This is a genomic window from Halomonas sp. KM-1, assembly GCF_000246875.1.
GTDB classification, from domain to species: Bacteria; Pseudomonadota; Gammaproteobacteria; order Pseudomonadales; family Halomonadaceae; genus Halomonas; species Halomonas aerodenitrificans.
In genome coordinates, this window is the sequence record NZ_BAEU01000014.1 from 15,229 (window position 1) to 37,310 (window position 22,082).

General features: G+C 66.9%; 17 protein-coding genes and 1 tRNA gene. 8 read left to right on the forward strand and 10 right to left on the reverse strand.

Going from position 1 to position 22,082, the window contains the following annotated elements; translation table 11 throughout:
• Positions 1–3: 3 nt before the first annotated feature.
• From B8115_RS00770 to B8115_RS00810, 9 genes are all read right to left on the reverse strand, one after another.
• Positions 4–1,104 (reverse strand): amino acid ABC transporter permease, encoded by a 1,101-nt coding sequence (locus B8115_RS00770; RefSeq protein ID WP_010625820.1) that lies wholly within the window; start codon positions 1,102–1,104, stop codon positions 4–6.
• Positions 1,105–1,114: 10 nt separating this feature from the next.
• Positions 1,115–2,305, reverse strand: a complete 1,191-nt coding sequence (locus B8115_RS00775; protein WP_010625821.1) for an amino acid ABC transporter permease — start codon at positions 2,303–2,305, stop codon at positions 1,115–1,117.
• A gap of 108 nt (positions 2,306–2,413) precedes the next feature.
• Positions 2,414–3,442: an amino acid ABC transporter substrate-binding protein gene (locus B8115_RS00780; protein WP_010625822.1), complete on the reverse strand. Its 1,029-nt coding sequence runs from the start codon at positions 3,440–3,442 to the stop codon at positions 2,414–2,416.
• 354 nt (positions 3,443–3,796) lie between these two features.
• Complete coding sequence (ahpF, locus tag B8115_RS00785; protein ID WP_010625823.1) at positions 3,797–5,353, reverse strand: alkyl hydroperoxide reductase subunit F; 1,557 nt, start codon at positions 5,351–5,353, stop codon at positions 3,797–3,799.
• A gap of 174 nt (positions 5,354–5,527) precedes the next feature.
• Positions 5,528–6,091: an alkyl hydroperoxide reductase subunit C gene (gene ahpC / locus B8115_RS00790; protein ID WP_010625824.1), complete on the reverse strand. Its 564-nt coding sequence runs from the start codon at positions 6,089–6,091 to the stop codon at positions 5,528–5,530.
• A gap of 128 nt (positions 6,092–6,219) precedes the next feature.
• A complete protein-coding gene (locus B8115_RS00795; RefSeq protein ID WP_010625825.1) occupies positions 6,220–6,624 on the reverse strand; it encodes a hypothetical protein in 405 nt (134 codons plus the stop codon).
• Between the two features lie 110 nt (positions 6,625–6,734).
• Positions 6,735–8,687 (reverse strand): M1 family metallopeptidase, encoded by a 1,953-nt coding sequence (locus B8115_RS00800; protein WP_010625826.1) that lies wholly within the window; start codon positions 8,685–8,687, stop codon positions 6,735–6,737.
• 8 nt (positions 8,688–8,695) lie between these two features.
• Positions 8,696–9,871 carry a ChaN family lipoprotein gene (locus B8115_RS00805; protein WP_010625827.1) on the reverse strand — a complete coding sequence of 392 codons (1,176 nt, stop codon included), beginning with the start codon at positions 9,869–9,871 and terminating at the stop codon, positions 8,696–8,698.
• A 53-nt stretch (positions 9,872–9,924) separates the two neighbouring features.
• On the reverse strand, positions 9,925–11,226 hold the full coding sequence (locus B8115_RS00810) for an MFS transporter (protein ID WP_010625828.1): 1,302 nt from the start codon (positions 11,224–11,226) through the stop codon (positions 9,925–9,927).
• A 209-nt stretch (positions 11,227–11,435) separates the two neighbouring features.
• On the opposite strand from B8115_RS00810, the gene B8115_RS00815 reads away from it, so the two are divergent.
• The 8 genes from B8115_RS00815 to B8115_RS23510 all read left to right on the forward strand — a co-directional run bounded on the left by B8115_RS00815 (position 11,436) and on the right by B8115_RS23510 (position 21,299).
• Entirely contained in the window at positions 11,436–11,849 is a 414-nt protein-coding gene (locus tag B8115_RS00815; protein ID WP_010625829.1) for a hypothetical protein, read from the forward strand.
• 153 nt (positions 11,850–12,002) lie between these two features.
• A complete protein-coding gene (gene fdnG, locus B8115_RS00825) occupies positions 12,003–15,071 on the forward strand; it encodes a formate dehydrogenase-N subunit alpha (protein WP_141638468.1) in 3,069 nt (1,022 codons plus the stop codon).
• Between the two features lie 15 nt (positions 15,072–15,086).
• Positions 15,087–16,043, forward strand: coding sequence for a formate dehydrogenase subunit beta (fdxH, locus tag B8115_RS00830; protein WP_010625832.1), 957 nt, complete (start codon positions 15,087–15,089; stop codon positions 16,041–16,043).
• Complete coding sequence (locus B8115_RS00835; RefSeq protein ID WP_010625833.1) at positions 16,040–16,729, forward strand: formate dehydrogenase subunit gamma; 690 nt, start codon at positions 16,040–16,042, stop codon at positions 16,727–16,729. Before fdxH ends, B8115_RS00835 begins: the two co-directional genes overlap by 4 nt.
• The gene (fdhE, locus tag B8115_RS00840) at positions 16,726–17,664 is read left to right on the forward strand and encodes a formate dehydrogenase accessory protein FdhE (protein WP_010625834.1); all 939 of its coding nucleotides are present in this window, start codon (positions 16,726–16,728) and stop codon (positions 17,662–17,664) included. The genes B8115_RS00835 and fdhE overlap by 4 nt, the downstream gene beginning before the upstream one ends.
• A gap of 129 nt (positions 17,665–17,793) precedes the next feature.
• Complete coding sequence (gene selA / locus B8115_RS00845; protein WP_010625835.1) at positions 17,794–19,236, forward strand: L-seryl-tRNA(Sec) selenium transferase; 1,443 nt, start codon at positions 17,794–17,796, stop codon at positions 19,234–19,236.
• Positions 19,233–21,173, forward strand: a complete 1,941-nt coding sequence (selB, locus tag B8115_RS00850) for a selenocysteine-specific translation elongation factor (protein WP_010625836.1) — start codon at positions 19,233–19,235, stop codon at positions 21,171–21,173. Before selA ends, selB begins: the two co-directional genes overlap by 4 nt.
• A gap of 30 nt (positions 21,174–21,203) precedes the next feature.
• Positions 21,204–21,299 (forward strand) — tRNA-Sec (locus tag B8115_RS23510).
• A 26-nt stretch (positions 21,300–21,325) separates the two neighbouring features.
• Here B8115_RS23510 and B8115_RS00855 read toward each other — a convergent pair.
• The gene (locus tag B8115_RS00855; protein WP_010625837.1) at positions 21,326–21,985 is read right to left on the reverse strand and encodes a L,D-transpeptidase; all 660 of its coding nucleotides are present in this window, start codon (positions 21,983–21,985) and stop codon (positions 21,326–21,328) included.
• Positions 21,986–22,082 lie beyond the last annotated feature (97 nt).

The window sequence follows — 22,082 nt, forward strand, 5'->3', positions numbered from 1 at the left end:
TTCCTATCTCTTATGGCCGGTGTGCAGCTTCCGCTCGAGGTACTGACTGTAGCGCGACATGCTGAAGCAGAAGATCCAGAACATGAACGCGGCGAACACGTAGCCCTCCAGGGCGAAGCCCAGCCAGCGGGAATCCGACAGTGCCGCCTGGACGATGCCCAACAGGTCGAACAGACCGATGATCATGACCAGGGTGGTGTCCTTGAACAGCGAGATGAAGGTGTTGACGATACCGGGAATCATCATCTTCAGCGCCTGGGGCAGCACGATCAGGCCCATGCGCATCCAGTAGCTCATGCCCAGCGCCGCCGCCGCTTCCTCCTGGCCGCGGGGTATCGCCTGCAGCCCGCCACGGATGACCTCGGCCATGTAGGCGCTCTGGAACAGGGTGATACCGATGAAGGCGCGGATCAGGCGGTCGACGCTGACGCCGGTGGGCATGAACAGCGGCAGCATCACCGAGGCCATGAACAGCACCGTGATCAACGGCACGCCGCGCCAGAACTCGATGAACACCACGCAGAAGCTCTTGACGATGGGCATCTGCGAGCGCCTTCCGAGCGCCAGCAGGATACCGATCGGCAGCGCTCCCACCATGCCCACCACGGCCAGCACCAGGGTCAGCATCAGACCGCCCCAGCGATGGGTCTGCACGACGGGCAGGCCGAAGTGGCCGCCGTAGAGCATGACGTAGGCGAACACCGGGAAGGCCACCAGGGTTGCCAGCGCCACCCAGCGCTTGAACGGTAGGCGCGGAATCATCAGCCAGGCGATCATGCCGACGAAGACGGCGAAGGTCACATCGACCCGCCAGATCTGGCTGCGCGGATAGAGGCCGTAGATGAACTGGGTGAAACGGGTGCTGACGAAGACCCAGCAGGCCCCCTCCCGTGAGCAGTCGTCTCGGGTGGTACCGACCCAGTCGGCATTGATGAGGGCCCACTGGATGGTCGGTACCAGCAGCAGATAGAGCAGGTAAAGGCCAAGCAGGGTGAAAATGGTGTTCACCGGCCCGCTGAACAGGTTGGCACGCAACCAGGCGACAGGCCCCACCGTATTGCTGGGCGCAGGACGCGCCTCGATCATCTTGTATTGAATCGTCATGGCGCCTCTCCTAGCGTTCCACCAGCGCCACGCGGGCGTTGAACCAGTTCATGAACATCGACACCAGCAGGCTGATGGTCAGATAGACCGCCATGGTCATGGCGATGACCTCTATCGCCTGACCCGTCTGGTTCAGCGTGGTACCGGCGAATACCGAGACCAGATCGGGGTAGCCGATGGCCGTGGCCAGCGAGGAGTTCTTGATCAGGTTAAGGTACTGGCTGGTCAGCGGCGGAATGATCACGCGCAGCGCCTGAGGCACCACCACCAGGCGCAGCACCAGGTTCTGCGGCAGGCTCAACGCCTGGGCCGCTTCGGTCTGACCATGGGAGATCGCCTGGATACCGGAGCGTACGATCTCGGCGATGAACGACGCCGTGTAGATCGATAGCGCCAGCCACAGAGCGAGGAACTCGGGGATGATGGTGATGCCGCCGCGGAAGTTGAAGCCGCGCAGCTCAGGCACGTCCCAGGTGACGGGCACACCGGTCGCCACCAGAATGAATAGCGGTAGGCCGACGATCAAGGCCAGCGAGATCCAGCCCGCAGGCAGGCGCTTGCCGGTGGCCTCGTGGCGGCGCTTGTTCCAGATCGTCAGCGCGATGCTGGCGACCACGGCGATACCGAAGGCCAGCGGGATCAGGCCGAAGCCCGACTCGAACAATGGCTCGGGCAGAAACAGCCCGCGTACGTTGAGAAAGATGACTTCGCCGAAAGCCAGGCTATCGCGCGGACCGGGCATGGCCCGCAGCACGGCGAAGTACCAGAAGAAGATCTGCAGCAGCAGTGGAATGTTACGGAAGATCTCGATATAGCCGCTGGCCAGCCGGGCGATCAGCCAGTTGGGCGACAGCCGCGCGATACCGACGATGAAACCGATGATGGTGGCGGCCACGATACCCAGTGCCGATACCAGCAGCGTATTGAGCAGGCCCACCACGAAGGTACGACCGTAGGTGCTCTGGGACGAATATTCGATCAGGGTCTGGCCGATGCCGAATCCGGCGGTTCTTTCGAGAAAGCCAAAGCCGGTGGTGATGCCGCGGGCGGCCAGGTTGGCCTGTGTATTGCCGATGATGTAGAGCAGAAAAGCGATGACAGCGGCAATCAGCAGCGCCTGGAAGATCAGGGCGCGCTTGGCGCGGTCGCGCCAGAAAGGCGGTTTGGGGCCCAGCGAGTGAGCCTTGGAGCGAACGGACATGAAGGGACTCTCCGCCTGGATCCGTCAAGCAGTTATCAAACCCCGGCCTGGGGTGTCCGGGCCGGGGCAGGGTTGGATCGAGGCACCTCAGGTGACTCGGGCGGTCGATCAACGAATCGGCGGAGCGTACTGGAAGCCACCGTCGGTCCACAGGGCGTTGGCACCACGCTCGATCTGCAGCGGTGAGTCCATGCCCACGTTGCGCTCGAAGCTCTCGGCGTAGTTACCCACTTGGCTGACGATGTTGTAGGCCCAGTTGGCATCGAGGCCCATGCCCTCGCCGTAGTTGCCGTCCTGACCGAGCAGGCGGGCGATGTCCGGGTTGCTGGAGTCGCGCATCTCGTCGGCGTTCTCGCTGGTCACGCCCAGCTCTTCGGCGTTGAGCATGGCGAACAGCGACCACTTGACGATGTTGAACCACTGATCGTCGCCCTGGCGCACCACCGGGCCCAGCGGTTCCTTGGAGATGACATCGGAGAGGACCACAGCGCTGTCGGGATCGGAAAGCTGGATGCGCAGTGCGGCGAGCTGGGAGGTATCGGAGGTCAGCACGTCACAGCGGCCAGCCTCGAAGCCGCCTACGGTCTGCTCGGAGGTATCGAAAACGATGGGGTCGAACTCCATGCCGTTGGCACGGAAGTAGTCGGCCAGGTTCAGCTCGGTAGTAGTACCCGACTGGATACAGACCGCAGCGCCGTCGAGCTCGCTCGCGCTGCTCACGCCCAGGTCACGCGAGACGAGGAAGCCCTGACCGTCGTAGAAGTTCACACCGGCGAAGTTGAGGCCCAGAGTGGTATCGCGAGTGGTGGTCCAGGTGGTGTTGCGCGAAAGGATGTCGACCTCGCCGGACTGCAGCGCGGTGAAACGCTCCACGGCGTTCAGCGAGATGTAGCGCACGGCTTCGGCATCGCCGAAAACCGCAGCTGCCACGGCACGACAGACATCGACGTCCAGCCCCTGCCATTCGCCCTGGTCGTCGGGGGCGGAGAAGCCCGGCAGGCCGTCGCTGACGCCACACTGGACGGCGCCACGCTCGAGGGTGTTCTGCAGGGTGTTGGCCGAGGCCAGGGAGGCGCTACCCAGTGCCAGTGCCGCTGCGGAAGTGGCCAGTAGCCACTTGTTCTTGTTGTCACGCATGAAAAATATCCTCGATGGGTTATTGGTCTTCTTGAGTGATGCATGCCTGGGCATGTGCCCAGCACCTTAGCAAGGATTGTTCCAGGACAGGGATAGAGCAGGCAAAACACTTATTCAACGGTCGCAGCCAAGGCGATCCGTCCTGTGAGAGCGCACCGCCTTAGTGCGCCCAGAGCCTACCGGCAGCCCACTTGCACCTGCAGAGTGCCACCTGGAAGGAGGAGCGCCAGGCGGAGATCGAGACCGCTGAAAAGACGATGCCCTGCAGGTCATGGCCTGCGGGGCATCGAGTGAAGCGGCGGCCGGCAACGAGTTCCCGTTGCCGGCCGCGGACGTCAGTGACGTATTAGGGCGTCAGTGGCGAATCAGATAGTCGAAGGCGCCAAGTGCGGCCTTCGAGCCCTCGCCCATGGCGATGACGATCTGCTTGTAGGGCACGGTGGTGACGTCGCCGGCGGCGAAGATACCGGGCACCGAGGTCATGCCGCGCTCGTCGATCACGATCTCGCCGCGCGACGAGAGCTCGATGGGCGAATCGGTAAGCCACTCGGTATTGGGCACCAGGCCGATCTGGACGAAGATGCCCTCCAGCTCGAGCCGCTTGATCTCGCCGCTGGCACGCTCCTCATACGACAGGCCGTTGACCCGAGTGCCGTCGCCGTTCACTTCGGTGGTGCGCGCGCCGAGGATGATCTCGACGTTGGACAGGCTGCGCAGCTTCTTTTGCAGCACCGCGTCGGCACGCATCTCGTCCATGAACTCGATCAGCGTTACGTGACCGACGATGCCAGCCAGATCGATGGCCGCCTCGACGCCGGAGTTACCGCCGCCGATCACCGCCACGCGCTTGCCCTTGAACAGCGGACCGTCGCAGTGGGGGCAGTAAGCCACGCCCTTGTTGCGGTACTCGGCCTCGCCTGGCACGTTCATCTCGCGCCAGCGGGCGCCGGTAGAGAGAATCAGCGTCTTGCTCTTGAGGCGCGCGCCGGAGGCGAACTCCACCTCATGCTCGCCGCCCTGGTCGGCGGCCGGGATCAGCCTGACCGCACGCTGCAGGTTCATGATGTCGGCTTCATACTCCGTGACGTGCTGCTCGAGGGCCGCGGCCAGCTTGGGGCCTTCGGTGTAGGGCACGGAGATGAAGTTCTCGATGGCCATGGTATCGAGCACCTGGCCGCCGAAGCGTTCGGCCGCTACGCCGGTGCGGATTCCCTTGCGCGCGGCGTAGATGGCCGCTGCGGCGCCGGCCGGGCCACCGCCCACCACCAGCACGTCGAAGGCATCCTTCTCGTTGAGCTTGGCCGCCTCGCGCTGGGCCGCGCCGGTGTCGACCTTGGCCAGGATCTGCTCCAGGCTCATACGCCCCTGGTCGAAGGGTTCGCCGTTGAGGTAGATGCTCGGCACCGACATGATCTGGCGCTGTTCGACCTCGTCCTGGAACAGCGCGCCGTCGATGGCGACGTGGCGCACGCCCGGGTTGAAGATGGCCATCAGGTTGAGCGCCTGCACCACGTCGGGGCAGTTCTGGCACGACAGCGAGTAGTAGGTCTCGAAATGGAACTCGCCTTCGAGCGCCTTGATCTGGGCGAGGGTGTCGTCGCTGACCTTGGGCGGATGACCGCCCACCTGCAGCAGCGCCAGTACCAGCGAGGTGAACTCGTGGCCCATGGGGATACCGGCGAAGACCACGCCGGGCTCCTCGCCGGGACGGTTCAGGGCGAAGGAAGGCTTGCGCGCATCCGTACCGTCCAGGCGCAGGGTGATCTTGTCGCTCAGGGCGACGATGTCCTTCAGCAGCCCATGCAGCTCCTGGGATTTCGCGCCGTCATCGAGGGATGCGACGATCTCGAACGGCTGCGTGACCTTCTGCAGGTAGGCTTTTAGCTGACTTTTCAGATTGTCGTCCAACATGACAGCGGTTTCCTTCATGTCTGGGCTGGAAAATGGCAAGACGATGCTCTCAGCGCTGACGTGGCGTCGGCACAGGCATGGGCTTGCACGTATCGGAAAATCGCCCGGGCAGCACATGCCCGGGCGGGAACACACACGGGATCGGAAGCGAGCCCGCGGGTCAGGAAAGACCGATTAGATCTTGCCGACCAGATCCAGGGACGGAGCGAGAGTCTGCTCGCCTTCCTTCCACTTGGCCGGGCAGACTTCGTTCGGGTTGTTGCGAACGTACTGGGCGGCCTTCAGCTTGCGCAGTGTCTCGGCGACGTCGCGGGCGATGGCGTTGTCGTGGATCTCCAGGGTCTTGATCACGCCTTCCGGGTCGATCACGAAGGTGCCGCGCAGGGCCAGACCGGCTTCTTCGATATGCACACCGAAAGCGCGAGTCAGCTGGTGAGTCGGGTCACCGACCAGCGGGAACTTGGCCTTGCCCACCGCCGGGGAAGTCTCGTGCCATACCTTGTGCGAGAAGTGGGTGTCGGTGGTGACGATGTAGACCTCGGCACCGGCCTTCTTGAACTCCTCGTAGTGCTCGGCGGCGTCCTCGACTTCGGTCGGGCAGTTGAAGGTGAACGCGGCCGGCATGAAGATCACCACGGACCACTGGCCCTTCAGGTCCTCGTTGGAGACTTCGACGAACTCGCCGTTGTGGAAAGCGGTGGCCTTGAACGGCTGGACTTCGGTGTTGATCAGGGACATTCAGTAATGCTCCGTGTCATTGGTGGGGTGATCCGAATACGGGGGCTATCTTATCCATCGCAACCCATAGGCGAAAATTGATTGCCGCCATGGTTCCGATAAGGGTTCTCTATGGTGTCACCGAAACGCTATTGCAAGGCTATCGCCTCACCCTGACGATTCAGCGCCAGGAAGCTCTGGGTATTGCCCATCTGCAGCGACTGCACCATGCGCTGCAGATGGTTCTCGGCCTCTTCGCTGGTGGGCGCCTCTCGACCGCGGCCGGACAGCGCGCCGACGAAGACGACGTCCCACTCAATGCCGGTGTGCTGCGACTCCGCCACCAGCGCATCCATGTCACTGAGCTCCTCGGGCGCCTTGTCGACGCACAGTACCGGGGTCAGCGCGCCACCCTCCCCCTGCTCGAAGCGCTCACGCTGCTCCTGGGTGGGGTTGTCCGGCAACTCGGCGCGGGTGAAGACGAACAGCAGCCGCTGCGGCTCTGGCTGACGACGCGCCTCGTCCAGCAGATCGGCAAAACGGGAAATGGCCAAGGCAATCCTCCAGCAGATTCCGTGCGCTTTCGCGACATGATCGAGTCGTGCGCCGGGCATCCGGCGGCTCCCGATACGATAGCGCATCGAGCACCGCTGCGTGCAAGCGATCAGGGCGACCAATCGACGCGCAGGGCCGTCTCCTCGAGCGGCCAGGCGCCGGTGGTCGTCTCGTCGCCGTCCACGATCAGGTAGCCATGCGCCAGCTGGTGGCGCAGGCTGCCCAGCAGGCGCATGAGGGTCTCCCGGTCGTCAGCGCTGATTGCCGTCACGGTGGTGCCGGGCAGGGTCCAGGCCCGTGCCTGGCCACGTTGCGCCATGTCGAGGACGACACCATCGAGCCCCTGGCCCTCGAGCCAGCCAGCGACGGGCTCGGTCAGCCCCACCAACAGCAGCGGCGGCGCGCCTTCTGCCAGCGACATCCCCTCGCTGGCAGAAGGCAGCGGGGCACCCAGGGCCTGCCTGACCGGCTCGGCCAGCGAGGCCTCCAAGGCCAGCAGCCGACTGGCAGGATCGAGCGCCACCCGGCGCAGGATCGGCGGTCCGCCCACCCGGCGCAGCAGGTCGAAGTCGGGGTCGACGAGAAGCGCGAGCGGCTCATGCTCCAGTTGCAGCGAGAATTCGACGCGCTCCTCTTCGAGCGAAACACGGTGCCGCTCCACACCGGCGACGGTCTCGACCCTGAGCGGCACCTGGAGCGGCCAGGGTGCACCCACCCCGCTTTGCTCGAGCACCCCCGCTAGCGTCCAGCCGTCCGGCGTCTCACGGCGAGTGGCCTCGACACCCAGCGCTGGACGCCCCGGCTGCTGCGCCCAGGCTTCGACAAACGCCTGAAGCGACTCGCCGGCGGCCTCGCCCAGCGCCGTCGCGAGGTCGCCCCAACCGGCCTCACGATGCATATGGCGCTCGGCGAAGCGGCGCAGCCCCGCATCGAAGGCTTCGTCGCCGATACGCTGGCGCAGCATGTGCAGCAGCATGGCGCCGTGCTGATAGCCCAGCAGGCGTAGCGCCGGGTCGCGCTGGCCGCGGAAATCAGTCAGGCGGCGGTCGTAGCCATCCGGCAGCGCCGCCAGATCGAGCAGCCAGCGGCGGCGGGTCTCCCGCGCCTCGCCGCGGGCTTCGTCGAGGGCATAGTCGGCCAGGTAGGTGGTCAGCGCCTCGGACCAGTTGCCGCCGATCCCGTCTTGGTTGGAATAGTCGACCAGCACCCCGGCACCCCACCAGGCGTGCATCAGCTCGTGGGCCAGCGAAGTGCGAGGGATGAACGGCAACGGGATGACCCGCTCGCCGAGCAGGGTGAAGCCGGGATAGGCCAGCCCAACCGGGGCCGGCGAGGCGGCGATGCTGAAACTGGCGTAGGGATAGGGGCCGACGCGTTCGACGAAGCGCTGCAGGTAGTCGGCGGCGTGGTCCAGGTAGGTTTCGGCGTGGGCGGCATCGAGCGCCTCGGGGAACAGCGTGCGCAAAAGCACGCCGTCGACCTCGCGGCTGCGCTCCACCCACGGGCCGGCGGCCAGCTCCACCACCCGCGTGCGCGGATGCTCATGGCGCACGCGATAACCCACCTCGTCGACCCGGGGCTCGCCCTGCAGCGAACCGGTGCCCACCGCCCGCTGCCCTGGGGGTAGCGCGATCTGCAAGGTCAGTGCAAAAGGGCCGAGGTCGTCGAAGCGCGGATACCAGCCGCCGTGGGCCGGCAGCAGGCTGCCACGAGGCGAGAGCATTAGCCGCTCGCCGTCCTCCAGACGCCCCTGCCAGCGCAGCGTCAGCGTTTCGGCTCCCGGCGGCAGCGCCAGCCGGTGGCGTCCATCGCCGTCAGGCTCGGCCGCGATGGCGTCGCCGTCGGCCTGCGCGGCAACCAGCTCGAGGCCGGGCAGAAGCGTGAAGTCACTCGACTCGGGCGGCGGCGAGAAGGACATCTCCCCCGCCAGGCGGCCACTGTCGGGATCGAGCGAGATATCGAGGCTGACCTGGGGCAGCGCCTCGGCCCGCGCCGCAGCGATGCCGAAAAGCAGGGCGAACGCCGTCAGCCCGGCCAGGAGTGCGCGCAGCGCGTTCGGCATGGCCCGGCTCATCGCGTGTCGCTGCCGCCGTCACTCGGCGGGAAACGCGCCAGGATCTCGCGCCGCTCACCGTTGCGCTCCACCTCCAGCGGCAGCAGGGTGCCGGGCGGCTGCCGCTGCACCCGTTGGGTCAGATCGGCAGGCCTCGCCAGCGCCTCACCCGCGGCGCGCATAATGATATCCCCCTCCTCCAGGCCCGCGCTCTCGGCCACAGAGCCACTCTGAATGCCGCGCACCTCGATCCCGGCCTCATTGGGCACGATATAGACCCCGAGCTGCATCGGCGGCTGGGCCTGCGCCGGGGTCTCGGCCAGGGTGAATACGGCATGCGCCAGCCCCGCCGGCGGCAGCTCGCAGCCGTCGACTTCCACCGCCCAGGGCAGCAGGGTAGCGTGGGCGTCTACATCCAGGTCGTTGAGCTGATGGGGCACCCCGTGCTCGTACTGCAGGTGGCCTTGGCCGATCAGCCCCACCGCCAGCACCCCCTCGGCAGTGGCTTCGGCCAGCCCTGTGGCCATGGCGCGGTCCCATACGAGCTGCGCGGCGATGAAGCGCTCGAGGCTCGCTTCATCGTCCCCCGCGCTGGGATGCTGGGCATGCACGGCGGCCAGGCGCTCGCGATAAGCCGGCAGCGCCTCGGCCGGCGCGGTAATACCGAAACGTTCGTCTTCCGGCACCCCATCCCAGCCCTCACCGGCCAGGCGACCGCGCAGCTCGGGGGTGACGTTGATCGCCTTGAGCGGCACCTGGTTCAGGCGGGCGAAGTGCAGGATCGGCAGGTAGAGCTCCGGATCGAAGCCCCAGGCGCTGCGCCAGTTGCTGGCGTCGAGGAACTCCGCCTCGTCGAGCTCCCCCGCCACCCAGGCATCCAGCGCGGGCTGGGCCTCGCGGGGCAGCATCTCCAGGCCAATCACCATGTCCGGGCGCAGGGCGTGCAGGCCGGCCAGGGTGTGCAGCTGCCAGCGGTGGTGATCCATGCGGTCGTGCTGCTCGCCGAGCAGCACCACGTCGCGCTCGGCGAGATTGGCGAACAGTGCCGCCGAATCGAGCCGCTCGCCGCCGGGCTGCAGCCATTGGCCCGGCGGCGGGCAGCTGTCGGCCTGTACGGTCATGGGCAGCGCCAGGCAGGTCAGCAGGCCCAGCGCATGGCCCAGCATACGGGGCAGGGCGAATGAACGTCGCATCGGTCTTTTTTCTCCCTCTGAGGGCGTCCCCCATGATGGCGCATTCGCCAGCTTCAGGCAGCCTCTTCCCGCGACGTCCCCGCGGCCTCCTCGAAGTGGAACTCCATCTGGGTCGGCTCCAGGCGCGGGTCGAGCTCGGTGAAGTGCGGCGTCTCCAGGGTCGGCACCGCCACGAAGGGCTCCTGCTCGACTTCCTCGATCGGCTCACCGGGACGACGGCGCAGGCGCAACGTCACGAACAGCGCCAGCGCCAGCGAGGCGCCGCCGAGGAACATCCACAGCCCATCGGGGCCGATCGCCTGCATCACCAGCGAGGCCGAGAAGGGGCCGATGATCGAGCCGATGCCGTACCAGATCATCAGCTTGGCATTGGCGGCGACGATCTCGCCGGGCTCCAGCCAGTCGTTGGTATGGGCCAGGCTCAGAGCGTAGAGGGTATGCAGCATGGCGGTGTGGAAGCAGGCCACCAGTACCAGCAGCCAGAAGTCGATGCGCACCAGCATCGACACCAGGACACCGGAAATCGTCATCACCGCCGCCATGCCGAGGATCACCTTGCGCCGGTCGATACGGTCGGAGAGCCGCCCGAGCCCCCACTGGGCGAACAGCGCCACCATGGTGGTGATGGCCATGAAGCGCGCCGTTTCGCCAGTGGTCAGGCCGATCTCCTGACCGTAAAAGGGCGTCATGGCGAAGAAGGACTGCACCATCAGTCCGGCGGTGAATGCCCCCACCAGCCCCACCGGCGCGCGCTTGAACAGCGTCTTGAGCGGGATCTTCTGCGGCTGGATGTCGTGGGTCTGGCGCGGGCCGTGGATGCGCACGATCGACAGCGGCACCAGCGCCAGGGCGAACAGCATGCCGACCAGGGAGAACAGCGCCGGGCCGGCCGGATCGGCCAGATTGAGCATCCACTGCCCGCCGGCCAGCGACAGGGTCGAGATGATCATGTAGATCGCCAGCACCCGGCCGCGATTGTCGTTGGTCGACTCCCCCGAGACCCACGACTCCATCACCATCAGCATGCCGGCCGTGGCGACCCCGCCGAGCAGGCGCCAGACCAGCCAGGCCCAGGCGTCGACCCACAGGCCGTGGAGCATGGCGGTCACCGCCAATATCCCGGCACAGGCGGCGAACACGCGAATATGCCCCACGCTGCGGATGCGCTTCTCCAGCAGGTAGCTGCCCAGCACGAAGCCGAGCGAGAAGCTCGACATCAGCAGGCCCGCCATGTGCGAGGGGAAGCCCTCGATGGACATGCGCACCCCGAGCAGGGTCATGATCAGACCGTGCCCGAGCAGGAAGCTGATTTCACAGACGAAAAGTATCGGAAGGGTGGCCGGTAAACTGCGCAAGATGTCACTCCATTGACGATGCCGGACGATGGACGATGCCGAATGCGAAACGAACGTGACCACCCCGGCATCCCATCGGGGCGGCTGGCTCCAGTGTAGAAAGGCGTAGCGAGAGATTGCCACTCATCGAACCCAGGCTCCTCGCTGTCGGCCTCAGCCGTCAGGGTCTACGCTGGGGGTGAGAGAGAGCGGCAGGCAAGGAGGCAAGCATGGCAGCCAAGACGTTCGTCCCTCTGCTGGGGGCAACCATGCTGTGGTCGGCCGCGGCGCTGGCCACCGACCCGGCCACACCGGACGAGAGTGCCGCCGGCATGGACCCGGCGGAGATCACCGAAGCGCCGGATGTCACCACCGGACGGGCCGGCACCACCAGCGGTATCACCGGTGCCGACATGGAAGAGAAGGATCAGGGCAGCGGCAGCGGCGAGACCCAGGGCGACGAGCTGTTCCAGACGCCCGCCGCCGCATCCGATGCCGGCCCGGCCTACGAGACCCAGTCGCCCGAGCGCGAGGAGGATGGCGAAGGCGATGACGAGGTCATGCCCGACGAACCGCTGGGCGCCGACGACACCGGTCGACAGGAAGACGGCGAGCCCCAGGCCAGCGGCGATCAATCGCCCTGATGACCCCGGCGACAGCCATCCCGCGGCAGCCATTCGTTACCAACGGAAACCAACGACGAACCGCGATCCTGTCAGGAGTCGCTACGCTTAATACAGACCGCTAGCAAAGATGCATAACGATACAATGGGTACGGGAACCAGGCAGGAGGCCTCATGACCCTCAGGGTTTCGCGCAGACAGTTCTTCAAGCTCGGTGCGGCGGGGATGGCCACATCCAGCATGGCGATGATGGGCTTCGCCCCGGATCCCGCCATCGCCTCGATTCGCCACTTCAAGCTCACCGGCGCCAAGATCACGCGCAGCAACTGCACCTACTGCTCGGTGGGCTGCGGCGTGCTGATCTATGCCCGCGGCGACGCCGCGATCAACAACATCGACGACATCTATCACGTCGAAGGCGACCCGGATCACCCGGTGAGTCGCGGCTCGCTATGCCCCAAGGGCGCGGGGCTGCTCGACTACATCCGCAGCGAATCGCGCCTGCGCTATCCCCAGGTACGCGAGGCCGGCAGCAGGGAGTGGAAGCGGATCAGCTGGAACGAGGCCTTCACCCGCATCGCCCGACACATGAAGGACGATCGCGACGCCAACTTCGTTACCCAGGACGACGAAGGCAATACGGTCAATCACTGGACCACTACCGGCATGCTGGCGGCCTCGGCCTCGACCAACGAGACCGCCTACTGCACTCACAAGATCGCCCGCAGTCTGGGCATGGTGGCGTTCGACAACCAGGCGCGCGTCTGACACGGACCGACGGTGGCAGGTCTTGCCCCAACATTCGGTCGCGGTGCCATGACCAACCACTGGGTCGACATTCGCAATGCCGACCTGATCATCGGCATGGGTGGCAACCCTGCCGAGGCTCATCCTGTTGGCTTCCGCTGGGTGATGGAGGCGCGCGAGCACAACGACGCCCGGCTGGTGGTGGTCGACCCGCGCTTCACCCGCACCGCCGCGGTGGCGGACTATTTTGCCGAGATACGCACCGGCACCGATATCGCCTTCCTCGGCGGGCTGATCCATTACCTGATCGAGAGCGGTCGCTTCCAGCGCGACTACGTGCTCGCCTACACCGACGCCAGCCTGCTGGTGGCCGATGAGTTCGGCTTCGAGGACGGTCTATTCAACGGCTACGACACCGACAACGGCGAATACGAGATGGAGGGCTGGCAGTACCAGTACGACGAGGACGGTCACGCCCTGCGCGACGAGACACTCGAGCACCCGCGCTGCGTGTTCCAGCTGATGCGCCAGCACTACAGCCGCTACACCCTCGACGTAGTCTCCTCGGTGTGCGGCACGCCGCGCGACAAGATCCAGCACGTGTGGGACATGGCCGCCGAAACGGCCGCCCCCGACAAGACCATGACTTTCCTCTATGCGCTGGGCTGGACGCAGCACTCCATCGGCTCGCAGATCATCCGCACCGCGGCCATCGTCCAGTTGCTGCTGGGCAACATGGGCATGCGCGGCGGCGGGGTCAACGCCCTGCGCGGCCACTCCAACATCCAGGGACTGACCGACCTGGGGCTGCTCTCCGATCAGTTGCCCGGCTACCTGACCCTACCCGACGACGACGAGCAGGACTACGAGGATTTCATCCTCGAACGTGCACGGCCGCCGCTGGTGCCTGAAGAGATCTCCTACTGGCGCTACTACGAGCGCTTCCACGTCAGCCTGATGAAGGCGTGGTACGGCGACGCCGCCACCGAGGCCAACGACTGGTGCTACGACTGGCTGCCGAAGATGGGCGAGGACCTCTACGACATCCTGCACACCTTCGAACGCATGCATCGCGGCGAGATGACCGGCTACCTGTGCCAGGGCTTCAATCCGCTGGCGGCCTTCCCGCACAAGGCCAAGGTCACCGAGGCGCTGTCGCGGCTGAAATTCCTGGTGGTGATCGACCCGCTGCGCACCGAAACGGCGGAGTTCTGGATGAACCACGGCGAGTATCACGACGTCGACCCCGCCGCCATCGATACCGAGGTGTTCCGCCTGCCCACCACCAGCTTCGCCGAGGAGGACGGCACCATCGTCAACAGCTCGCGCTGGCTGCAGTGGTTCTGGCAGGCCGCGCCACCGCCGGGCGAAGCCAAACCCGACACGGCGATCCTGGCCGGCATCTTTCTGCGCATGCAACGGCTCTACCAGGAAGAAGGCGGCGCCTTCCCCGACCCCATCCTCAACCTGCACTGGCCCTACCGCCGGCCGGAGGAACCGAGCCCCGAGGAGCTGGCTCGGGAGTACAACGGCTGGGCGCTGGAGGACGTCTTCGACGAGGACCGCAACCTGGTGGTACGCGCCGGCGAGCAAATCGAGGATTTCGGCTTCCTGCGCGCCGACGGCTCCACTGCCTGCGGCTGCTGGATCTTCGCCGGCTGCTGGACCGAGGGCGGCAACCAGATGGTGCGCCGCGACAACTCCGACCCCTACGGCACCGGCCAGACCCTTGGCTGGGCCTGGTCGTGGCCGGCCAACCGCCGCATCCTCTACAACCGCGCCAGCGCCCGCCCCGACGGCACGCCCTGGGCGGCCAACAAGGCCGTGGTGTGGTGGGACGGCGAGCGCTGGGTCGGTAACGACGTGCCCGACTTTCCCGAGGACTCGCCGCCCGAGGCGACCCAAGGCCCGTTCATCATGAATCAGACCGGGCGCGGCCAGCTGTTCGCCCGCGACCGCATGAAGGAGGGGCCCTTCCCGGAGCACTACGAACCCTTCGAAACGCCAGTCGCGAACAACCCGCTGCACCCGGACAACCCGCTGGCCAAGCACAACCCGGGAGCGCGCATCTTCCCGCAGGATCTGGAAAACCTCGGCACCTTCGAGGAGTTCCCCCATGCCGCCACCAGCTATCGCCTGACCGAGCACTTCCACTACTGGACGATGCACAACCGGCTCAACGCCATCGCCCAACCGGAGAAGTTCGTCGAGATCGGCGAGAGCCTGGCCCAGGAGCTGGGCATCGCCAAGGGTGATCGGGTGCGGGTCAGCTCCAAGCGCGGCTACATCGATGCGGTGGCGGTGGTGACCAAGCGCATTCGTCCGCTGCAGGTGGCCGGCAAGACGGTGCATCAGGTGGGCATTCCGCTGCACTGGGGCTTTCTCGGCGAGACCAAGAAGGCCCATCTGACCAACACGCTGACCCCATCGGTGGGCGACGCCAACACCCAGACGCCGGAGTACAAGTCGTTCCTGGTGCGCGTCGACAAGCTGTAGCGCAAGGAGGCCAAGATGAGAGGCGAACAGGTCAATCTGCAGAACATCATCGCCCGCTCGGCGACCACGGTGCCCTCGCCCCAGGAGCGAACGGGGGGCATCGACCCGGTGACCAAGCTGATCGACGTGTCGCGCTGCATCGGCTGCAAGGCGTGCCAGGTCGCCTGCGCCGAGTGGAACGACCTGCGCGATGAGGTCGGCAACAACGTCGGCGAGTACGACAACCCGCTCGATCTCACCCCCAATACCTGGCAGGTGATGCGCTTCGACGAGTACGAGAACGAGCAGGGCAACCTGGAGTGGCTGATCCGCAAGGACAACTGCATGCACTGCGCCGACCCCGGCTGCCTCGAGGCCTGCCCGGCACCCGGCGCCATCGTGCAGTACGCCAACGGCATCGTCGACTTCAACTCCGAGCACTGCATCGGCTGCGGCTACTGCGTCACCGGCTGCCCCTTCGACGTGCCGCGCATTTCGGAGGTGGACGGCAAGTCCTACAAGTGCACGCTGTGCTCCGACCGGGTGTTCCACGGCCTGGAGCCGGCCTGCGTCAAGTCGTGCCCCACCGGTTCGATCATGTTCGGCACCCGGGACGACATGCTCGACCTGGCCGAGACCCGCACCAACTTTCTCAAGAGCCGCGGCTACGACAACGCCGGGGTCTACAACCCCGAGGGCGTGGACGGCACCCACGTTATCTACGTGCTGCAGCATGCCGACAAGCCGGGGCTCTACAGCGCCCTGCCGGAGGATCCCCGCATCAGCCCGATGGTCAGCGCCTGGAAAGGCGTGACCAAACCGCTGGCCTCGGCGGCCATCGGCCTGGCCGCCCTGACCGGCTTTCTCCACTACGCCACCGCCGGCCCCAAGGAGCACGGCGAGGAGGACGAACAGGCGGTGCGCGACGACGAGGCCCGCCAGAGGGAGCGGGAGGCCAGAGAAGAACGAGATGAGCGGGAGGAGCGACCATGAGCCTGGCCAAGACGGATCCGCAGCTGCTGCGCTACGGCGTCTGGACACGCCTGCTGCACTGGCTCGTCGCCATCAGCTTCGTACTGCTGGTGCTCAGCGGGCTGCCCTTCTTTCACCCCTTCTTCTGGTCGCTGACCGGGCTGTTCGGCGGCCCCACCATGACCCGCATCCTGCATCCGTGGATCGGCCTGTTCATGTCGCTGCTGTTCGTGCTGATGGCGATCCGCTTCTTCAAGGAGAGCCTGTTCAAGCGTCACGACGTGCAGTGGCTCAAGCAGATCGACGACGTGCTGGCCAATCGCGACGAGAAGCTGCCGCCGGTGGGCAAGAACAACGCCGGCCAGAAGCTGGTGTACTGGGTCATGCTGCTGTGCGTACCGCTGCTGCTGATCACCGGCGTGCTGATGTGGCAGCCCCTGGTCGGTGAAGAAGTGCCGATCACCCTGCGCCGGCTGGCCTCGATGGGCCACGCCTACCTCGCCTTTCTCGCCATCATCACCCTGATCATCCACATCTACTCGGGCATCTGGGTCAAGGGCTCTTTCCAGGCCATGGTGCGCGGCCGGGTGAGCAAGGCCTGGGCCCGCCATCATCATGATCTGTGGTACGAGGAGGAGATGGAGAAGGAGCGCAAGCACCGCGAGATAAGCCGCCGCCACGAAAGCCGCAAAGGGGAGTCGCCGTGACCCACGCCTATGGCAATGCCCCCACGGGGATCATGCAACCGCCCGAGGTTCGCCTGCCCGGCGACGACCATTTCGCCCGGCGCGCCCAGCGCCTGCAGGCGCTGGCCGAGCGCAACGCACCGCTGGGGGAGTTTCTCGGTTTCATGGCCCAGCTGGCCACCGCCCAGCAGGTGGCACTGGAACGGGCCACGGGCTGGCAGCCCGATCCCGAGGCGTTTCGCCTGGCGCTGGAGCACGGCATGCCGCCGCTCAATGCCCAGGCGCTGCAGGGCGACATCGACATCCAGGGCGAGCTGACGGCCCTGCTCGGCGCACTGGAGCTGCACGTGGGCGAAGCGCAGCGCCCCCTCATCGCCGCCCTGCGCGAACTGCCCGACGCCACGCTGAAGCAGCTCATGGCCCAGCTCCTGGCCGGTGAGGCCGGTGACGAGCAGCACCGTGGGTTGATGCCGCTGATCGCCGCTGCTCTGCAGGTGGCCTGGCAGCGGCTGGTGCAGGCGCTGCCGCATGCCCCGGCCCGCCCCAGCGGCGAGACACGTACCCTGTGCCCCTGCTGCGGTTCGCCGCCAGTGGCCAGCGTGATCGAGAGCGAGGCCAGCTGCAGCGGCGTACGCTACCTGCAGTGCGGCCTGTGCGCGACCCAATGGTACTTCGAACGCTCCCTGTGCAGCGTGTGCGAGCAGAGCGGCAAGCTCAGCTACCTGAGCCTGGCGCCGCAAACGGGCGAAGGGGAAGACGAAGCGACTGCCGAGGCGGCCCAGGCCGAGGCCTGCGGCGACTGCGGCAGCTATCTCAAGATATTCCCCCGCACGCTGGACGCCGAGGCCGAGCCGCTGGCCGACGACCTGGGCAGCCTGGCGCTGGACCTGCTGCTGGGCGAGGAGGGGCGCTACCGACGCAGCGGCTTCAACCCGCTGCTGATCGCCGAGGGCTGAGCCGGCGGTTGGACGCCGCCCGGTCCGGCATGCTATGCCATAGGGAGCCCAACCACGAAGGGGCGCACGGGGAGAGTCCCGCGCCCCACAAGAACGTGGGTGACCCCTGACATGGACATGAGCACGACAATGGACGTTCGACGCCGTCTGCCCGCAGTGGATACCCTGCTGGCCCATCCCGCCGTGGCCGCCGCCCGCGCCCGGCATGGCCACCGCCTCGTGCGGCGCGCGGTGCGCCAGACCCTGGACGAGGCCCGCCAGCAGCTCGCCGCTGACCAGAAGACCAGTGAAAGCGTCGATGGCGACGCCCTGGCCAACGCCGCCATCGAGCGGCTCACCGAGCTGGCCCGCCCGGCTTCCCGCGCGGTGTTCAATCTCACCGGTACCGTGATCCACACCAACCTGGGCCGCTCCACCCTCGCCGAGGCGGCCATCACGGCCATGGCCGATGCCGCACGCCACCCCATGGCGCTGGAGTACGATCTGGACGATGGCGGCCGCGGCGACCGCGACCGCCTGGTCGAGGATCTGCTGTGCGAACTGACCGGCGCCGAGGCCGCCACCGTGGTCAACAACAACGCCGGCGCCGTGCTGCTGGCGCTGGGCGCCCTGGGAGCCGGACGCGAGGCGCTGATCTCCCGCGGCGAGCTGATCGAGATCGGCGGTGCCTTCCGCATGCCCGACATCATGCAGGCGGCCGGCTGCCGGCTGCGCGAGGTGGGCGCCACCAACCGCACCCACCCGCGGGACTTCGAGTCCGCCATCGGCGAGCACACCGGGCTGATCGTCAAGGCGCACACCTCCAACTACGCCATCACCGGCTTCACCAAGAGCGTGCCGGAACCCACGCTGGCCGAGATCGCCCACGCTCACGGCGTCCCCCTGCTGGTCGACCTGGGCAGCGGCGCGCTGGCCGACTTCACCGCCCTCGGCCTGCCCTACGAGGCGCAGCCGAATGACGCCATCGCCGCCGGCGCCGATGTGGTCACCTTCAGCGGCGACAAGCTGCTCGGCGGCCCCCAGGCGGGCATCATCGTCGGCCGCCGGGAAGCCATCGCCACCATCAAGCGCCACCCGCTCAAGCGCGCCCTGCGTCTGGACAAACTGACCCTGGCGGCGCTGGAGGCCACCCTGCGCCTCTATCGCGACAGCGACGCCCCCGAGCGCGACATCCCCACCCTGGCGCTGCTGACACGCCCCGAGGCGGAGATCGCCGCCACCGGCGAACGCCTGCTGCCCCATGTGAGCAGTCTGCTCAGCGACTTCGAAGTGACGCTCGCGCCCTGCGCCAGCCAGCTCGGTAGCGGCTCACTGCCGGTGGACCGGCTGCCAAGCCGGGCCCTGACATGGCGCCCCCGCGCCGAGCAGCGACGCCAGCGCGAGCGTCAGCTGCATCGCCTGGAAGGCGCCCTGCGCCAGCTGCCGCGCCCGGTCATCGGGCGCATCGGCGACGGTGCCTTGCACCTCGACCTGCGCTGCCTGGCCGGCGAGGCGGAAATCGCCATCTTCATCGGTCAGCTGGAGCAGCTGCCCCGCCTGTATGGCGCTGCCCCGCCGGGAGACACGCCGTGATCGTCGGCACCGCCGGCCACGTCGACCACGGCAAGACCGCCCTGATCCAGCAGCTCACCGGTATCGACACCGACCGGCTGAAGGAGGAGAAAGCACGTGGCCTGACCATCGAGCCCGGCTTCGCCTATCCCGAGGTGGCCGAGGGCGTCGAGCTCGGCTTCGTCGACGTGCCCGGTCATGTGCGCTTCCTGCATCACATGGTGGCCGGTAGCGCCGGGGTCGATACGGTGCTGCTGGTGGTGGCCGCCGACGACGGCGTGATGCCGCAGACCGTCGAACACCTGCAGATCCTCTCCCTGCTGGGGCTCGACCGCGGCCTGGTGGCACTGACCAAGGTCGACCGTGTCGACGCCGCGCGCCGCCGTCAGGTGCGCGAGGAGATCGCCGCTCTGCTGGCCGGCACGCCGCTGGCCGAGGCGCCGCTTCACGAGGTGTCGAGCACAAGCGGCGAAGGGGTGAATGCCCTGCGCGAACGGCTGTGGGCGATGGCCTCGGCGCAGCGCGACACCGTCGTGCGCGGCCATTTTCGCTTCGTCGTCGACCGGGTCTTTACCAAGCGCGGCGCCGGCGTGGTGGTGACCGGTACTGCACTGGCCGGCCGGGTGAACGAGGGCGACACGCTACGCCTGGCCCTCGGCGGCCATAAGGCCAGGGTGCGCGGCCTGCGTCGCCAGAACCGCGAGAGCGAGTGGGCGCATCAGGGCGACCGCGTGGCGCTCAACCTGGCCGGCAGCGACGTCGACCGCGACCTCATTCAGCGCGGTGACTGGCTGGTTGCCGACGCGCTCGAGACACCGCCACTACGCCGCCTGGACGCGACACTGCAGCTGCTCGACTCGGCCCCGAGCGTGAAGCACTGGACGCCGGTGCAGGTACACCTAGGCGTGGGCCGCTATGGCGGGCGCCTCTCGCTGCTGGAAGGCCAGCACCTCGCCCCCGGTGAGAGCATGCTGGGCCAACTGGTGCTGGATGAGCCGGTGCACGCCTGCCTGGGCGACCGCTGCGTGATTCGCGATCCCGCAGCGGGCATCACCCTGGGCGGGGCCACGGTGCTGGAAGGCGACCCGCCGCGCCGCGGTCAGCGCCGTCCCGAGCGCCTGGCCTGGCTCGCCGCCCTGGCCGAGTGCGCTGCCGTCACACCGCTGCAGCTGCAAGAGTTACTGGAAACGGGACTGCGCCTGCAGTCGACCGGTGTCGATCTCGACGCCCTGGCACGCAACGCCAACCTCGAGCTGACAGCGCTGATCGACGCGGTAGCAGCGCTGGGTGGCGTTACGCTACCGAACCGGGAACGGACCCGCGTCTTCTCCGCCGAGGCCATCGCAGCCCTGGAAGCCCGGCTGCTCGACAGCGTGGCCACTAACCACGAGCGCGAGCCTTCGATGCTGGGCACCGAGCGCGGCCGGCTGACGCGCCAGGCCGTTCCGCAGCTACCCGAAGCGACGGGCCGGCAGCTGATCGAGCGGCTAGTGGCCTGCGGCAAGCTGGTGCCCCACGGCCCCTTCGTCGCCCTGCCCGGCCACCAGGCCAGCCTCGGCGAGGAGGACGAAGCGCGGTGGCAGCGGCTCGAACCGCACATCGCCGAGGCTGGCTTCCAACCGCCGCGAGTGCGCGATCTGGCCGCCAGCGAAGGCTTCGCAAAAGAGAGCCTCGACGAAGCCCGCATCCGCGAGGTGCTCATCGCCTGCTCCCGTCTCGGCCGGCTCTATCAAGTGCGTCGCGACCACTTCTACCCGGCTGCCACGGTGGCCGAGATGGCCGCCATCGTGCAGGCACTCGAACGCGAGCACGGCAGGATCCGCGCGGCCGACTTTCGCGACCGCATCGGCACCGGCCGCAAGCTGGCCATTCACATACTCGAATTCTTTGATAAGGTAGGCTTCACGCGCCGTATCGGAGACGAACGCGTGATACGCAACGCCGAGATGTGGCCGTAGGGCAACGGCCTATCATGAAGAACCGCTCAAGGAAGAGGATCGACCCCCGGTGGGGCGGCCAGACTTCAAATCTGGTAGGGGCTGCCAGCGGTCCCTGGTGGGTTCGACTCCCACGCTCTTCCGCCAGCTCCTCCTATTGCACAAGACTTTGCCTAGCCCTTGATCACCACCCGTGTGCCGATGCGCAGCCACGGGTCGAGTGCACGAATCTCCTCGTTGCTGACCGCCACGCAGCCCTCGGTCCAGTCGAAGCTGCGATGGATCTCGGGGTCGCCCTGCCCTAGGCCATGAATCCCGATCAGCCCGCCCAACGCCGTGGTATGCGGTGCCCGGCCGTGGCGCGCCCGGTAATTCTCGATGTGCCAGTACTCCTGCATGGTGATCTTGCCGCTGCGCAGCGCTTCTTCGGCGACTTGGGCATTGGGATAGTCGAAGCCGAAGAACAGGCCGAAGCGCGAGGCGCGGTTGATGCGGTCTACGCGGAACTCGCCGATCGGCGTCATCGAACTGCCCCTGGCGCGCAGCGGCGCCGCACCGCCGGCACCGAAGGCGAGGTGTTCGATGCGCTTGATCTCACGCTCGCCGCGCATCACCCGCACCCGGCGGTTGCGCAGATCGATGCTGAGCCAGACCTCGTCGGCGGTCAGCCCTTCGGGCTGCGCCACCGCGTCCAGCACCTGCCACAGCGTCGGCAGCTCCGGCATCACGCCATTGAGTGTATGAGAAGATTCGGGAATATTGGCCTGGGCCGTCGGCCCAAACGCGAAGAAGCCTGCCGTCATGGCGGCAGCCTGGAAGAATGCCCTGTTCATGAGCCCCTGCCCGTGCGTAGTGGAGTTATCGTCGACTCGAGCCGATCGAATTATTCGGACCCGCCATGGCCCGTACCATGAAGATATGGCACGCCTC

Coding starts and splice junctions, on each gene's coding strand:
- B8115_RS00815 (WP_010625829.1), top strand. CDS start 11,436: ATGGCAGCCAAGACGTTCGTCCCTCTGCTGGGGGCAACCATGCTGTGG.
- ahpF (WP_010625823.1), bottom strand. CDS start 5,353: ATGTTGGACGACAATCTGAAAAGTCAGCTAAAAGCCTACCTGCAGAAG.
- ahpC (WP_010625824.1), bottom strand. CDS start 6,091: ATGTCCCTGATCAACACCGAAGTCCAGCCGTTCAAGGCCACCGCTTTC.
- B8115_RS00775 (WP_010625821.1), bottom strand. CDS start 2,305: ATGTCCGTTCGCTCCAAGGCTCACTCGCTGGGCCCCAAACCGCCTTTC.
- B8115_RS00770 (WP_010625820.1), bottom strand. CDS start 1,104: ATGACGATTCAATACAAGATGATCGAGGCGCGTCCTGCGCCCAGCAAT.
- B8115_RS00780 (WP_010625822.1), bottom strand. CDS start 3,442: ATGCGTGACAACAAGAACAAGTGGCTACTGGCCACTTCCGCAGCGGCA.
- selA (WP_010625835.1), top strand. CDS start 17,794: ATGGACGTTCGACGCCGTCTGCCCGCAGTGGATACCCTGCTGGCCCAT.
- B8115_RS00800 (WP_010625826.1), bottom strand. CDS start 8,687: ATGCCGAACGCGCTGCGCGCACTCCTGGCCGGGCTGACGGCGTTCGCC.
- B8115_RS00835 (WP_010625833.1), top strand. CDS start 16,040: ATGAGCCTGGCCAAGACGGATCCGCAGCTGCTGCGCTACGGCGTCTGG.
- fdxH (WP_010625832.1), top strand. CDS start 15,087: ATGAGAGGCGAACAGGTCAATCTGCAGAACATCATCGCCCGCTCGGCG.
- B8115_RS00805 (WP_010625827.1), bottom strand. CDS start 9,871: ATGCGACGTTCATTCGCCCTGCCCCGTATGCTGGGCCATGCGCTGGGC.
- B8115_RS00855 (WP_010625837.1), bottom strand. CDS start 21,985: ATGAACAGGGCATTCTTCCAGGCTGCCGCCATGACGGCAGGCTTCTTC.